This is a genomic window from Bacillus sp. V5-8f (genome assembly GCF_002863565.1).
Classification (GTDB): domain Bacteria; phylum Bacillota; class Bacilli; order Bacillales; family DSM-1321; genus Peribacillus.
This window is the reverse complement of record NZ_PGUW01000022.1, coordinates 66,004-81,756: the sequence shown is the minus strand read 5'-3', so window position 1 is coordinate 81,756 and position 15,753 is coordinate 66,004. Positions and strand designations below refer to the sequence as shown.

At 31.3% G+C, this 15,753-nt stretch carries 12 protein-coding genes; 9 read left to right on the top strand and 3 right to left on the bottom strand.

The genetic code is table 11. The annotated features are described in order from the left end of the window. Positions 1-300 precede the first annotated feature (300 nt). Positions 301-2,124 (top strand): GmrSD restriction endonuclease domain-containing protein, encoded by a 1,824-nt coding sequence (locus CUU64_RS18645; RefSeq protein WP_101635179.1) that lies wholly within the window; start codon positions 301-303, stop codon positions 2,122-2,124. A 342-nt stretch (positions 2,125-2,466) separates the two neighbouring features. On the opposite strand, the gene CUU64_RS18640 is transcribed toward CUU64_RS18645, so the two are convergent. After that, positions 2,467-2,634, bottom strand: coding sequence for a hypothetical protein (locus tag CUU64_RS18640; protein WP_308302393.1), 168 nt, complete (start codon positions 2,632-2,634; stop codon positions 2,467-2,469). Positions 2,635-2,763: 129 nt separating this feature from the next. On the opposite strand from CUU64_RS18640, the gene CUU64_RS18635 reads away from it, so the two are divergent. From CUU64_RS18635 to CUU64_RS18620, 4 genes are all read left to right on the top strand, one after another. After that, positions 2,764-4,488 (top strand): hypothetical protein, encoded by a 1,725-nt coding sequence (locus CUU64_RS18635; RefSeq protein ID WP_101635178.1) that lies wholly within the window; start codon positions 2,764-2,766, stop codon positions 4,486-4,488. Between the two features lie 1,137 nt (positions 4,489-5,625). After that, positions 5,626-6,627 (top strand): PDDEXK family nuclease, encoded by a 1,002-nt coding sequence (locus tag CUU64_RS18630; RefSeq protein ID WP_142383656.1) that lies wholly within the window; start codon positions 5,626-5,628, stop codon positions 6,625-6,627. 147 nt (positions 6,628-6,774) lie between these two features. After that, the gene (locus tag CUU64_RS18625) at positions 6,775-7,362 is read left to right on the top strand and encodes a YdaS family helix-turn-helix protein (RefSeq protein ID WP_101635176.1); all 588 of its coding nucleotides are present in this window, start codon (positions 6,775-6,777) and stop codon (positions 7,360-7,362) included. A 48-nt stretch (positions 7,363-7,410) separates the two neighbouring features. Then, a complete protein-coding gene (locus tag CUU64_RS18620) occupies positions 7,411-8,496 on the top strand; it encodes a hypothetical protein (protein ID WP_101635175.1) in 1,086 nt (361 codons plus the stop codon). Positions 8,497-9,204: 708 nt separating this feature from the next. On the opposite strand, the gene CUU64_RS22200 is transcribed toward CUU64_RS18620, so the two are convergent. Beyond that, positions 9,205-9,363, bottom strand: a complete 159-nt coding sequence (locus CUU64_RS22200) for a hypothetical protein (RefSeq protein WP_180954674.1) — start codon at positions 9,361-9,363, stop codon at positions 9,205-9,207. Between the two features lie 380 nt (positions 9,364-9,743). Here CUU64_RS22200 and CUU64_RS18615 point away from each other — a divergent pair, with 380 nt between their 5' ends. The 4 genes from CUU64_RS18615 to CUU64_RS22785 all read left to right on the top strand — a co-directional run bounded on the left by CUU64_RS18615 (position 9,744) and on the right by CUU64_RS22785 (position 13,891). After that, complete coding sequence (locus CUU64_RS18615) at positions 9,744-10,799, top strand: helix-turn-helix domain-containing protein (protein ID WP_101635174.1); 1,056 nt, start codon at positions 9,744-9,746, stop codon at positions 10,797-10,799. 236 nt (positions 10,800-11,035) lie between these two features. Next, complete coding sequence (locus CUU64_RS18610) at positions 11,036-11,647, top strand: hypothetical protein (RefSeq protein ID WP_101635173.1); 612 nt, start codon at positions 11,036-11,038, stop codon at positions 11,645-11,647. A gap of 413 nt (positions 11,648-12,060) precedes the next feature. After that, positions 12,061-12,987, top strand: a complete 927-nt coding sequence (locus tag CUU64_RS18605; protein ID WP_101635172.1) for a hypothetical protein — start codon at positions 12,061-12,063, stop codon at positions 12,985-12,987. Positions 12,988-13,669: 682 nt separating this feature from the next. Then, positions 13,670-13,891 (top strand): HNH endonuclease, encoded by a 222-nt coding sequence (locus CUU64_RS22785; protein ID WP_308302394.1) that lies wholly within the window; start codon positions 13,670-13,672, stop codon positions 13,889-13,891. Positions 13,892-14,201: 310 nt separating this feature from the next. Here CUU64_RS22785 and CUU64_RS18595 read toward each other — a convergent pair whose 3' ends face one another. Next, entirely contained in the window at positions 14,202-15,698 is a 1,497-nt protein-coding gene (locus tag CUU64_RS18595; RefSeq protein ID WP_180954673.1) for a DNA/RNA helicase domain-containing protein, read from the bottom strand. Positions 15,699-15,753 lie beyond the last annotated feature (55 nt).

The window sequence follows — 15,753 nt, the reverse complement described above, 5'->3', positions numbered from 1 at the left end:
CGAAATATAAGAAAGAGATGATAATTTTTAGTTAAAATTTACTTTAATAGTTTTAGAGGGGGCATATTTATCACCGTTTCATGAAAGTAGTGTGTAGTAAAACCCTAAAACACATTCTATCCCAAACTATAGTGTTAACATCCTCGGAGTGAAAAAAATGTCTTTATTACCATGTTGCCTCTAACATAGATACAGAAGAAGGAATTTAACAATTTTTAGAGAATGTTTTAAAAACGACGAGAAATATGTTTTTGAATACTTCTAATGTTATAAATGAATTACTAGGTTTGGGGTGATTACATGGGCGAAAAAAAAGTAAATGTAACTTTAGACCACCATATACCTTCTGAATCGTTATTTACCAAGTGTGAGTATGACAAAGTTGGAAAGTCTGAAGAAGCAAAGTTACATCAGAAAGTTAGTCTTGATTACAGAGACTTTTTGGATGATAATTCGGGATTGACAATCTGGGATAGACTGAGAAAACCAGAATTTCAAAGACCAACGTTTTGTTGGCAAGATGAGAAATATATTAATCTCTTAAAGGCACTTCAAAATAACAGAGTAATTCCTGGTGTGATTTTTTGGCTTAATACATCTACAGGTCATATTTTCGTTCTTGATGGAGCGCACCGATTATCAGCAATTCGGGCTTGGTTTTTAGATGATTGGGGAGATTCACAAAAAGCATTAGCATATAATTACCTAGAGGAAGACGAAAAGGCAGCCGCCAATCGCTTAAGAGCCTTAATCAGTAATAATATTGGAAGTTTTAATGATTGTGTAGAAGCAGGAAAGATATATAGGGAAGCAGTGGATAACCGTAAAGACCCTTTCGAAGTTTTAGATGAAGCCACCGTTTTAAAAGGAAGATTTTCTTATAACTTAAGTACCTCCTTAAACATACCAATACAATGGGTAGTGGGTGACTATAAAGTTGCAGAGGAATCTTTTTTAAATATTAATACAGGTGGTACGCCTTTAGAATCCCAAGAAGTTGATTTCTTAACTTATAGAAGGTCTCCTGTAGCAAGAGCCATCACAGGAATTATTGCGAACGGGTATAAAGATTCGGTCTGGATATACAACATTGAAGAGTGTACCGACATTAGTAAAACCCTATATAATGTTTTACTAAATGATTCCGACAACCACATTAATGAAAGCATAACCTACATGCCATTTGTTAAGCTTCAAAAGAAAAACGGTTTTTATAAGCACATTTTTTTATTGAATTTATTTGCAATTAGTGCTGCAAAAAAAACTGGTGATAATATTCTGAAATCGACCTTATCCACCTTATCCAATGAAGAAAATGAAATAGTGGTTGCTCAAAAAACATTAGACACATTGAAAAATTTAGAAAATATGTTATATCACATACGAGGAAAGTTACCACAATCTATGGGATTGTACCCACCGTTGTATTTTTACTCTTCAGATGGTAAGTATAGAGAGCAAATGTTGTTGATTTTTTTAGCTTGGTTTTCAAAAGGAAATGAAAGTGACATCAAGAAAAGAAAACGATTGTTTTCATTATATAGAGAGAAGTTTGAAGAATGTTGGTTGGTAGCTAGGGATTATATATTTTATGCTATGAATCGTAAAGGTATAGGTCCACGCAGGCTAACGGAAGTTTCAATTGGTGTCCTTGATGTATTACTAGAATTTATTATAAAGGGGACAACAGAAAAGCAGGAGACAAAAGACATAGTTCAGGACTTTTTAAAAGCATATCATGAACCTACCTTTTCATCTTTTATGCAGGATACCGATACTTTAGGGGTAAAGTATAAGCCGTTTTCTTCTACTGTAAAAAATAAAATTGAAATTAGAAATGTAATTGAATCTCAATTAAAATGTGAGATTTGTGGAGGGTATATAGATATAGGTACTTCTCATCAGGTAGACCATAAGGAAGAACGGGCAAACGGTGGAACTAATGATGTTAGAAATGCAAGGCTTACACATCCATACTGTAATAAAAATAGAAAAATATTGGAAAATAGTACCCATATTGATATAAAATCGGTCAAAAAAAATAATAAAACAAAAGTAAAAGAGAATGATTCTGGTTTATCCTCAATAAAGAAGAAAAATGAACAATTGTCGCTTGAATTGTAATAAGCTGATTAGAAAGTCTTAGATAACTCTTTAAAAGGAAGCAAGGTAACTTACTTGCTTTCTTTAGGTCGTTATTGAAAAAGTATCTACTACTGTCATTCTTAAAGAATACGATTAATGCTCTGACTGCTTTTAATATTACTTTACTACATAGAACACGATAAGTTTTTATAAAACTTCTGCGAGCGAAGGGGGATAGATAACACCATTCCAAGCAGCACATGTATGAATTAAGGCTAAAGCACACTCTATCCCCAACTTTAAAACTAAACTACAAGATACGAGAATTATCTAAGCCCATTGCAAATAGAGCAACCACATAATTGTGGTTGCTCTGCATAATTAATCTAACCAAACATCATCCATTAAATCTTCTATTTCCTTCCTTAACTTCTTTGTCTCTTCCTTTGAAACAGTTATCTTGTCTCCATCGAATAACAGCACATCGCCCACCAGCGTTCTTGGGTATCTTACTTCTTGGATAGTCCTTTGTCTCTCCATCAATTTCAATCACAGCAATATCGCCTTCGAAGCGGTCCATAGTATTGATAACTTTCTGTTCTATATTCTTCAACTAGCGAGAAAATAACCATAAGTATATACTTATGATTTGATTATTAATTTAAAGGAAGTTTAATTATGGGAAACAAATACCTAGAGAGAATTAATCAATTGCATAAAGACATTATTGTTCCAAATCGAATCAAATATGTTGATGGAAAATGGCTAAAGCGAAATAAGAAAGCCAATATATGGACTGAATTAAAAGTATATAATAGCGGGCAAGTTAGTTTGTCACATTCCAGGGGAACTGCAACATACCTTTCTCACTTGAAATTTTTATTACGTAATAACGGACCGTATACGATTGAACAATTAGTTAATTATATGTACAAAGGAGAATTCCATAAATTTTATGGGTGGGTGGAAGGATTCTGGGATAAAGAGACCCTACTCATGTACTTTAATAAGCTTAAAGAAAATAATGTTCCTTTATATGAAGTGTATATAAGAGATAACCATGGAGCGTTCTATAAAGCTACAAGAAGAATGTATAAACAAAAAAAATCTTATCGTTCTTTTTTAAAAGACATGGGTGAAAATCCTGATGAAGTAAATGGTGATTATTTAGTAGATAAATTCACTAGGGAAGGTAAGTATATCGAATTTTTAATTTTAAAATTACTAAATGAGATAAACGTACCATATGTATTTCATAAGAGATTTCCAAGTGGGGCAACACCTGATATGTATGATAGTCTCACAAATTCCGTAATTGATATAAAAAGAAGTATTAAGACAAGTATTCAGAAAGAAACAAGTAAATATACACAAGAATTCAATAAGGTTACAGTTATTTATCTATTAGGTAGTAGAGAGATTATCCTTCATGAAAATGATGTGCAAAAAATAAGTATCTACAAATGGCTTAATATGCAAAAGTTCTTTCAGAAACTGTCTGTAAAGAGACAGGAGAAAGTCTTAAAAGAGCTGGATGCTATTGTAAAGAGTATTGACGAAGGTCAGTTTAACTCAGATGCTCACGATTATCATAGGAAATTAGTGGGTCAAATCATCGATTATGATAAAAAGGGTTTAAATAACCCAGAAATAGCAAAAAAAGTTGGAATTTCATATAAGTATGTTAATTTAATTTTACAAGGTAAGGCTCTGCAAGAGTATAGTAAGGAATATTCTTTTATTTATAAAGCAAAGCAAGCAGACAAAAAAAAGAACAAACAAAAAGTTGTTGAACTATTTCTTCAGGGGGTTACAAAAGATAGAATTCAAAAAGAGTTGAAAATTTCAAAAGATATGGTTAATTATTTTTTAAGAAATGCTAATTTAAATGAGAAAGTATTAATTGGTATTAGAAATAAAAAAATTCATGAATTATTACAGATATTTACCGAACACGAAACTCTATCAGATAAATTCGAGTGGATTGCAGACACTCTTAAACAAGAGTATCCAAGCATTACGCCAACGATTGTACACGGCTATTATTATATTCAGTTTGTTCCTTTAGAAGGGGATAAGAAAATCATTAAAGGAAAAGAGAATATAAAAAGAAAAATAGTAGACCTATTCTTAACTGGAAGGAGTAGGCAAGAAATAAGTGAAGAATTAAACTTGCCTGTAACCACTGTTAGAAGCTATTTGAGAAAAGCAGAATTAGGGAACAAAGATATAAAGCAGATTAGAAATGAAAAAATTGAAGAATTATTAAAAGAAGAAATTACTCAAAGCGCATTGATGATTAAATTTGAATATATCGCAAAAAAGCTGCAAGAAGAATTTCCTAATATAAAAGCTAAGCACATTCACACTTACTACTATACACACTTTATAAAGAAAAATTAATATAATAAAGTATAACTGTTCTGCATAAAAGGGAAGTTATAATAAATTCCAAAAGAGACTATTTTCGAATATATATTTAAACGTACGCAGTCGGTCATAAAACAATTGTGAAGAGAAGAATTGTAGTGAAATAACATTTATGAACTAAGACCGCATTTACGTTATGATTGAGAGACGAATATAACGTAATGCGGTTTTTTGTATATCTTTCAAACATAATATAGAAGTGTTGAGCCTGTTTTATCAGGGGGAGGGGGTTTATTAACACCAATAATAGACTTCCACTTTCTAAAAGAGGTGGTAGGACACCTTCTTGCCAACTTTAAGACTAAACTCCACGATACGAGACTTATCTAAGCTACAAGTTAAGGTAACCACCTAGTGGTTGCCTTTACTGCAAATCTTCCCAAGCATCATTCATTAACTCTTCTATTTATTTTCTCAATTTTTCTGTCTCATCCTTGGAAACAATTTTCTTTTCTCCATCAAAAAGCAATACATCCCCGACAGCAGCATTTTTAGGAATCCTAATTCTTGGATAGTCTTAGTTTCTCAGTCAATGTGTGTTACAACTATGCTACCTTGTAAAAGTAATCGATACCTTTTTTTATATTTTCCCACTCCTAGATGTATTTTACTCCGTTTCTAAGATTGACCTTTTATTGTATATTCGTACGATTGTTTACTATCAGATGGAAGGTGTGACTTTCTCTCCTTGTTAGGTGTTAATGAAAATAAAAAATAATTATATAATCCATTGACATTGGATTAATCTGTATGTTATTATTTAAAGTTTTGAGAAAAAATAAATAAAAGATTTACACTAAAAAATAGTAATGTTATTATAGCGATACTAATATTAGCATTTAATTATAACCTGCAGGTTAATATCAAACATAATCCCGTAGTTTGGAGATGAAAATATTGACCTTGAAATCGATTAGATGTTTACGTTGCGAAAAAAATTTTGAAGTAGAAACAAAATATTCCAGGACTAGAAAATTTTGTAGTAGAGATTGTTCCAGCAAATATAGAAAAGAAATAAATTCTAGTAGTAAAGAATGCCTGTATTGTGGGGGAGTGTTTACTGTAAAGAATCACCTCCTTAATGTTAGAATATTTTGCAGTAAAGCGTGTGTGGGACAGTATAACTCAAAAATTGCAAAAGAGAAAAGGATTCGCAGAATTTGTCCAATATGTAACAAGGAATATTGGGTAAAGCCAAGTGAATCACATAAATTTATGGTATGTTCTAAAAAATGCAGAGGAGTAAGCCAAAGAAGACGGATAATAGAAAACTGTTTTATCTGTAATAAAAAAGTTGAAAGAACACCCTCTCAAATTAAGAAAAGCAGCAGCGGTTATGTTTTTTGTAATATTGAATGTGTTGGAACATATAATTCTACACAAAATAAGCAATTAAAAAAGACATGTTTAATTTGCAAAAAAGATTATTATACAATTCCTAGTTTATATGATAAGAGCAAAACATGTTCTGTAAATTGCCAGCATAAATGGCAGTCGAAGTTTTTAATAAGGGAAAATGCAAACAACTATAAAGGAGGGAAATATCTTAACTGTCTTGTCTGTGGAACTGAATTTTACGCATATAAGTACCAGGTGGAAAATAACTTAACCAAATTCTGTTCAGTAGCATGTAAACAGGAAAATTGGAAGAAAGATGTAATAACTAAGGATGTATTTAAGAAAAAAAGATATGAAGGTATTCTAAAACATAGGCAGATGTTCCCTAAAGAAACAAAACCTGAGGAAATTGTTAGAGTGTGGTTGGAAGAAAAAGGATTCGTTAAAGATATCGACTTTGCACAAGAACAAGGGCTTTTTCATAAGTATATAGCTGATTTTTGGTTTATAGGAACTAGAATTGTTATTGAAGTATATGGGGATTATTGGCATGGTAACCCTGAAAAATATGGTGATAAAGATGGTTTAACCCCATTAGATAAACATCAAAAGTATCAGAGAAGATATGATATAGAACGATTGAAGGACTTTGAAAAGCATAATTTTAAAGTGTTAGTTTTATGGGAAAATGATTTAAAACATAGTATTAACCAGTTAATGACTAACATAATCAAATCGTATAAACTTTCACCAAGAAGAGAGCGGGAAATGTGACAGCTGAATATATCTTAGAGAAGCAAAAAAGCTTCTCTTTTTTTTTTTTTTTTTATTATTTGACTTCCATATGTAAGTCATGATATAAAAGAGATAACGACTTACAATAGTAAGTCAATTTGTTGATAATATAGGAGGGACAAAAAGATGATTGGATTGGAGAAAATATTAGAGGTGTTTAACAAAAATGCTAATCAGTTAGCGAGTGAAATTGGTGTAAGCAGACAAACTGTTTACGATTGGATAAAACAGAAGAGAAAGATTCCTGCTCAACGTTTGGAACAACTACACCAAATATCAGAATTTAAATATCTAAATAAAGAACTATTCCAAAAGAATATTGATAAAATTGATACCTATGATATTGAATTAGCTTATATTAATCACCTATCCGAAAAAGATACAGTGGTTAAGGAAGATGACTTTTATGGAATAGAATACTACAATGACCCACATGAATGGCAAAAGCATTACATTTTAGAAATGCAGAAGAGGAAATTGGAACTAAAGAAAGCAGATTCTTTCTTAACAATAGAATTAGAAGGATTTGAACATGGTGAGCAACAAGACTTATATTTTAATGTGTTAAAAAACATAAATAAACTGTTTAACCAAGGTAGTAATGAACATATAACATTACTTCAAGATTTGCTCAACTTAATTACAAGGTCTGATACTGTAGTAGATTTAACTCCCTTTTTGGATGTTCTAAATGAAAAAATGAGAAATGGATAATTGTGTATAAAAATTCATGGAAGTCAATTACAAGAAGGGGGGAGGAAAATGCAAAGAAATAACTTTTCAGAGGAAGAAGCAATAAATATTACAATTCACCATGGTTATGATGGCTCTGAATTTAAAACAGCGGTTTGGAAATCACGAGGATGCTTGAATCCTACTCGAACAATGGATGCATTGGTTAGTAAACTAGAAACAATTTACCATAATGTAAAAGTGGAAGGCAGAGGTAAAAAAAGAAGGTACATTCTTACAGATGAAAAGGACGAACTGACAGAAAGAGAATTCAATTACAAAGGTACTGTTCCAACAAAAGATGATGAAACTATCAAAGAATACTTTTTCAACCATCTTGTATTAAATGGTGCAGGGGATTCTAAATCATATAGAAAGTGGGGAGAAGAGTTTAAATTACTACAACCACAACCCCTTGCAGATAAATTGTATATTGAGGAAATAAAAAAGCTGCATTTTGGTCAACTCCATAATCCAAAGGAAGTCGTGAGTGAATTTTTGAATGATTTCAGGAATCGTAATAAACAACTGGTGCATAATTCTTTTAATCGTCTTCAAACAGAAGGGAGAATAAATATATTTTCGGTCTATATTTTTAAAACTATTGATGGTAAGCATGAGGAAGTTAACGAATATGACTATGATAAAGCGAAGGCTTTCAAAAAGAATTTAGTAGAATCGATGGGTGTTGACTATAGACATTATATTTTGTCTTATCATAGCAAGCATAGAAATAATCATATGGAAAACATCATTAGAGTAGTAGATGAACAAATGGCTAAGGAATTCTATATAAGCTATATGTACGAACGGATAGGAGTAATAATTGAAGATAACAAAATTGAAAGGGAAGTGCCTAGAGAAGAATTTGAGCAGGCGTATTTCCAGAAATTCATTAAATTATCAAAGGATAGACAGAATAAAGTTGGCTTCAATAACACAGACTCCTTTTGGAAAAAATTTTATCTTATGCACACGTTGAAGTTATTATCAGTCATTTTGAAAGACAATATAAAAGTTGATGGATTAGAAGAATTATTACGTGAGGAGATGGCAAGAATATCTCAAAACGAATTTTTCGACTACGGTGTCGAATCAGAATGGGATTTTGAGTAGAATAATAAATCATTTCGTACACATCCCATACCCTTTTATTAATTATTTACTTGAGTGGGTTGTGTACAAATTAATTGAACACTCCATTTACGTCTACTGTTACAAGTAGTCGATGTGAGGGGGTTTGGGGGTGGTGCATCGACGGCGTTTCGCTATAATTTGTGGCGGGTTTTGCCACAAATTTAGTGAAATGTTTGTGGTAGCACCCCCAAGGTTTAATTTATGAAAGTAAACGGCAAATTGAATCTAGTATTTTTGAACAAAGATAGTATAAAACATTTTTTGTGCTTGCGTACCATTTATGTGGTCGCTTCGCTTCCAGCTTTTAAACGGACATGTTTATGACGTTAATAGCACTGCATACAAGAAGGATGGCTTAAATCATATATAGCCCTGCAAGCTTGTTAATATAATGCGATAGCGATAGAAAAATGTAATTTGAATGTTAATGAGGTTACCATAACTTCTCTGTTAAAAAATGTTGTAATCTAACCAAAACATTTATTTTTCTAATTGTTAACTACATTTCACACCATGATTGCGATGCAGGACAAAATCTACTAAGTCCTCTAAGTTCCTCATTATATAGATTGTTTGTCTGATAAAAGTATAATTTTATATATACATTTTCACTCACTATGAATAGTGAGTTTTTTAAAACATATCGAGCCTAAAATCGAATGTTGATTAAATTAATTACAGTTTATATCACCCTTTTGTAATTATTAAGGGTAATTGTTGATAAAGTTCTTTTCTATTTCTGTGTGTCCCACCCTTATAGTGTCCATTACCTATAAGTTCTTTTTCTCCAATATGATTAACCAACATAGAAAACCCTACAACTTTCTCAATTTCTGTTACCTTCATTTTATTAAATACCTTTGTAAATCTACGTTTTCAACTGTACATTCCAATGATTGATTGCGGAGAGGTAGTTAAAATCTACTCTACTGTTTCAATCCGTTCTATCCTCTAACAACCTTAGGTAAATCTGCGATTCGATTAATAAAAATCCTAATATACCCCATGTTTTTAAGTTTTATAACGGAACGGATGTTCAATAAAGTATTTTTAAAGTGACACCTAAGAAAATAAGCAAATATCTTTTTGTCACCAACTTTATAACGAAGCAATTACGATAGCTGTTTGTCGTCTGAATTTCGACTTTAAATAACATTTAAAAGACAGTGTTATCAAAAAATGGAAAATGTTACAATAACATATATTAGAAGATAGTGAGGGATTTTATGTTTAATCCATTGAGGGTAGATTATTATTACGATGTTGGTTATTTGTCCGACCCAAAGAGAAAAGAAAACATTGAAATCCTTTTGCAGGAATTTAATGAGTATGGTGTTTCAAATATCGAAATTAACGCCATCCAATTGTACAGTGTAAGATTCAGCATAACTCTCAATAATGAAGAGGAATGTGAAGATTTTATCTATAGGTTTGAGAAGACTGAAACTTATAAAAAAAGTCGTGATTATCAAGACTCGTACCTATCTGATGTGGATGATTTAAGAATTGCTTTAGCTGGTAAAAAAAAATGGACAGTCAATAATGTTGAAACAATTTTAAAAAGTCGTGGGGGCTGGTGGAATAATACACTACCTACTGCTTGGTATACGATAACAGCATTAATTAATTTGGGTGCAATAATCGTAAAAGAAATTCATTATGAAAGTGTACCTCTACCAATATTTAATGATTATCCTTATTACTCAGATGGAGGAGGAAGTGAGTTACATCAGTTTATAAAATGGCAAGCATTTAACAAGTTAAGAGAGTTAAGTGGTGACAGTCCAACACCAAGTTACTCTACACATTTTTTTTCAGATAAAATACAAACATATAGTAAAGCCGGAGAACTAGACCCTTATCAGGTCGTGTCAATTCTTGATGAAAATCAATCTCATATTCATTTTCCTATTGATATTGAAAATTACTATTACCATTTTTCTCAATCAGAAAAATACATTGATATCAGAAAAGATGAGGTAGGGATAGTTGAAGAAATAAATCGTATTATTGGGGAAGAAAACTCAAACAACGAAGAAAAACGAAAAATATCAGAATGGAGGAATTTAGAAGAATTAAAGTTGGAAAATTATATAGATAACTATTTGTTAAACACAACACAGACAGCTAAAATACTTGAGAAATACACTTCCCATTCTTTCAATGCAGATAAGATAAGAAACTTGATAAATAAGGGGAGTATAAAGGGTACTAAAAATAATTTAAAATGGCATGTAGAAAAATCGGAAATTGAGCGGTATTTAAATATGTTTAAACAATAAATATGGTTACTATTCTACCAGAAGCCTGTCCTTTCGCAGTTATTTTCAGATTGAATGGATAATAGCTAAACTATGTAATCTCTTACCACTTTGTTTTGAAGTGGTCTCTTTTTATTGAAAATAGTATCAAAAAAGAATGTATTCTACAGCCCAACTCACACCAAAATTAGGAACGATACCAATAAATGATATAATTAGATATAAGTTTTCTAAACTTTTTAGGAGGTGTTTTATTATTGCATACAGCTATTCATAAGTTATTGTACTCAATAGCAAATGAGCATTTCGAAAAGTATAAATACACCTCTAAGAAATACAACTTATTAACAGATAATAATAAACAATGGGACTTATTATCTCACACTAAAGATGAAAATGAGCAGTATTTCTCTCTGTATAGTGACAAGACTAAATACGCAATAATAACAGTAGTATTTTTAGTTATGTCTATTGAGGGTTTAATAAATGAGTATGGTCTTGTTTATCTCGGAAAAAGTAGATTTATGGAGTTAGAAAGGGAGAGTATTAGGGAAAAGTTAGTTACTTTTTTTAATGAAGCTTCGGGAAACAAGTTTCCTACTGATAGAAAACTGTATCAAAGTATAAAAGATTTAATCGATGTAAGAAATACACTAGTACATAGTAAGAGTATCGAAATTGATATAAATGTACTTTTAAGAACTGATGTTGAAGCTGAAGAGGTTTTCAATGGTTATATAAACTCGATATTTGGCAATGGAAAACGTAAATCTTCAAGACAAAAAAGTATGGAAAGGGTTTTGGAATCATCCCATAATGTTTATATAGAACTAATGGAATACTTACAACAGAATACTGGGGAAAAATAGCCACTTCGCGAAAGAGTGGCATTGCATTATATACTGATGTATATTTTGTGGTCAAAAGATATTTTGTGTTTAGATACATTGCGGTAACCTTATCATAAATTAAAACAACTTATAGAAGAGGAATATGCGGAATCCTGTTTCCAAGAAAGAGGTAGTGAGATAATCGAAGAAGTGTCGGGTAAGATAAGCATTGACGAATGGGTGACTTTACGAATCATGCCACAAAAAAATAGCGAAAATAAACATTAGTGTACTCACATTCTCGTTGATGTGGTAGACAAAAGTACGGCAGTAAAGTTCATAGACGAATATAAAGAATTGTATAAGAAGCTTTTTCTCGAAAAACTTGAAGACGACCTAACGGAGATTTCAAAACGTAAAAATATATTAACAAAATATGGGAGGTCAATTTGTTGAAGAAAGTTTTATTAGCTATTTTATTACTCTTTTCTTTGGTTACACCATTACAAGAGCACTCAGAAGCATCTGCTGCTAGTAGTGTTCAAACAATGGTAAATAAGCAGTTAGCAGCAGTTAAACAAAGAAAAATACCAGGTTATGTTTTTCATCAAGCAGATTTTGTCTACTTCACAGGAAAGAGTGTACCAGAAATTGTGGTCTCTAGTTACGGGTATGAAAAGGGAACTACTTTGATTGATAAGAGTTTGCTACAAGTATATCAATATAACCCTTCAACAAAGAAATGGAGTATTATCAATTCATTTGCTAGTTCCTATCAAATCTATAACTATAGACCTTTATCCATTATTACAAAGGGCAAATTAATTGATAATAAAAAGGAACAGATGGTTGTAGGTTATGTTTGGGGAAGTCGATTTGACTTAACACCCATAGTATACGGTTCTACAGATGGAAAGAAAATTAAACCGTTAATTACAACGGGAGAAAATTCGTTCCAAGACGGAAATGCTATTATAAAAAACAAACAATTATATTTTGTCAGCTCCTTAGCATTTGTGAAGGATAAGTATGTGTACAAGTCAGGTAAGTTCGTTCGCTCGCAAGGAACTGGTGCAGATGACCTCGCTATCGCTTCAGGTGCAAAACACAGCATCACAGTAGAAAAAATCAAAGGTAAGTCGGTTATTTCGGCAAAGAGTAGCATTACGATGAAAGTAGGAGACACTTTATCCATAGTTCGTAAAAACAAGACAGATAAGAGTTTTTACGACTTGAGATTTTGGAACTCTTTTTGGAAACAAGGACCATTGAAAAATCAATCAGGGGTTCTCAAAGCGGTCAGTCCTGGGAAAGTAACAATAGACATGCAATTAGATTATAATTTCAATAAAACCGTATATGTAAATGTAGTTAAATAACATTTTTCAAAAAAGGACCTGTTACATGATGCGCACCCCGAAAGTTAGACCATAAAATCTAACTTTTGGGGTTCAGTACAACATTTGGTCCTTTTTGTTTTGGATTGTTAGGATAGATTTGTGGTAAAGTTGATTCATTCTATGCTTTGTTTTTTTTTTGAAGTAATTGATAATGCATTTTTGACCATACATTATTTAAGAAAGATTTAAATAATAAAAGTACATAATTGGAAATGAAACTCAGTATTATTTAATTATTTTTAAAATTGAACCATTATGGGGTTCTAAAAGTCAAACATACACATACCTAGTGAATCTACTAGAAGATTCTAAGGTGGTATATCAGAAAGAAGTTAAGAGTGAAGATAATAAAATATATTAACCGAAGCAAAAAGAGAAGGAGTGAAGTTGCTGCATCAATTAAATCCTTTGATAGTAATCGAAGATGTTACTTTGATTCACTATAAACAAGACAGACCAAATTCAAATCCCTGGCAGAAAGATTCGTATCAAGTTTTATCAGGTTTGTTTGAAGATTATTAAAAAGAGTTTAATAGTGAAGATTACTAGTGGGGATATTGATTCTGAACAGTCCGACGAGGATGAATATCATAAAGATGGGGAAACCACTTACTATTATGGTAAACGATATGAGAATAATTCCTAAAATAGGGCAAAGGTAATTCAAATACAGGGGATAAATTGTGCAGGATGTGGATTTAACTTCCAGAATGTCTATGGAGAGCATGGTAAAGACTTTATTGAAATTCATCATGTTAAGCCGCTTAGCACTATAAAAGAAGAAGTGAAGATAAATCCAAGTACAGATTTAATGCCAGCTTGTTCGAATTGTCATCGAATGATACATCGGAAGAAGGATGAAATTTTGTCGATAGAGAATTAAAAGGGTTAATTAATAGAAACGTGTAGAATACAGTAATTCAGCTGCTTAGCTGCTTTTTTATTATAACTACTAAGATTCCTAATCGAATATTACTAGAAAGGCGATAAAAGTAATATACACATATCTTCTTTTATGCATAAAGAGTAATGTTCCAAAACAATGTTAAGGATTAGCATCTTTTTCAATGTAGATAAATGTGAATAGGTCTGAAAAGAATTAGAAGATAATTCGATGTTTGTAGCACATAAAGTGGTGACATTTTCGATAAAATAGAGTTCAAGGTTATTTGACCCTGAACTCTATAGTGTACCTATACTTGTACTTTGCTTTTGGGAAACAATATATCCAAGATAGCTAATAACATTATATGATTTTTTATAACAATGATATTTAGCTTTTCACGAGTTCTAGTTAAATTTTGATACAACATTTTATCAACCGCATAAGCTCCACCCTGAACACTACGTGCTGCTAGCTTTTTATCTGTATTGTAATATAAATGTTCGTCAATAAAAACTGCTACATTATCATATTCTTGTCCAATAACGTCGTGGGAGTTCCTATTTAATGTACTTTGATAACCGTCATAGGAAACTCTATAATATAGTGAATTAGTGAAATTTATTACTTCCCATCCTTTAATTGAGAGATTATCAGCATAATTTTTAGCGGACAGGTAATCGTTAAAGAAGTGAACATTGATATTTCTATACGTTTGGCTAGAGTTGATTTTACTTAAATCAAAAAGATTTACAATAAAAGAAGCTATTTCCTTGTTGGTTCGGATTTTATCCGTTAAGCGATGAGTCTTTGTTACTAATTTTTGTTCGATAGTATAACCAATGTTTCGATTAGCTTCAACTTTTGTAAAAATTTGTGCAGGGTCATAACTGAAAATACACTTTGCTTGTAAGGAATTTACCATAATTTCGATTGTATCTAATTGATATTGTTGTAGTCGTTGTGCTTCATCAACTATTAAAATATCGAATTTATGTTGTGTTGGATTTTCACTAAATTGTTTAATGGACTGTATTTTCCATTGGTAAGTATTTTGCAAAGTGGTATGACCATCGTTCAATTTACCACAATGAACGATAAGGACGTTTAACTTATTGTTGATATAATGATTAGCTAAATCATATGTAAGTAATGTCTTACCTGTACCAGGCTTTCCTATTACCGAGACAAATTCAGCAGAACTTGCTGAAAATAGGTTAATAATATCTTTTTTTATATTATTTTGATGTTCTGTTAAAAAATATTCTCCACGGATAAATTTGTTTGTTGAATTAAATGGAGATACTAGATAGTTTGATGGTTTAAACAAGCTATGTATATCTTCCACATCTTCAAGGCTTTGAGAATCTAATATTGAGACAAGGTTTGTTAAAGTAGTAGTAGTAAGTGTGCCAGTCTGGTCATACTTATAAAGGTCTGCTGTCTCAGATACAAAGGTAAAGGTATGTACAGCTTTTTCTAAAAATTGTAGATAATATCTATTTTGAATAAGTTGCTTTTCGATTTTCTTGGGTGTACTTTTTCTTTTTAGTTCGATATTCACTATGCTATCCGTACCGAACCTTAATAAATCGAATTGCTTACTTATTTGATTAATAGTATAACCTATAAAAAAGTTATCTAAGTTGCGCACACCGTTAGTTTTAAGAAGTTTCAATAAGACAGATAGGTCTTTAATTTCTTGTTTATCAAATTCTATTCCAAAAATGTCCAAATAACGTTTGAAAAAATCGTCGTCAAGATTTTCATATGCTTGTATTAGTGAATTTAGATTAATATGCTTCATTTTTATAACCTCCATTATGATAGATTACAACAAATGTATAATTTTTAAAATATTT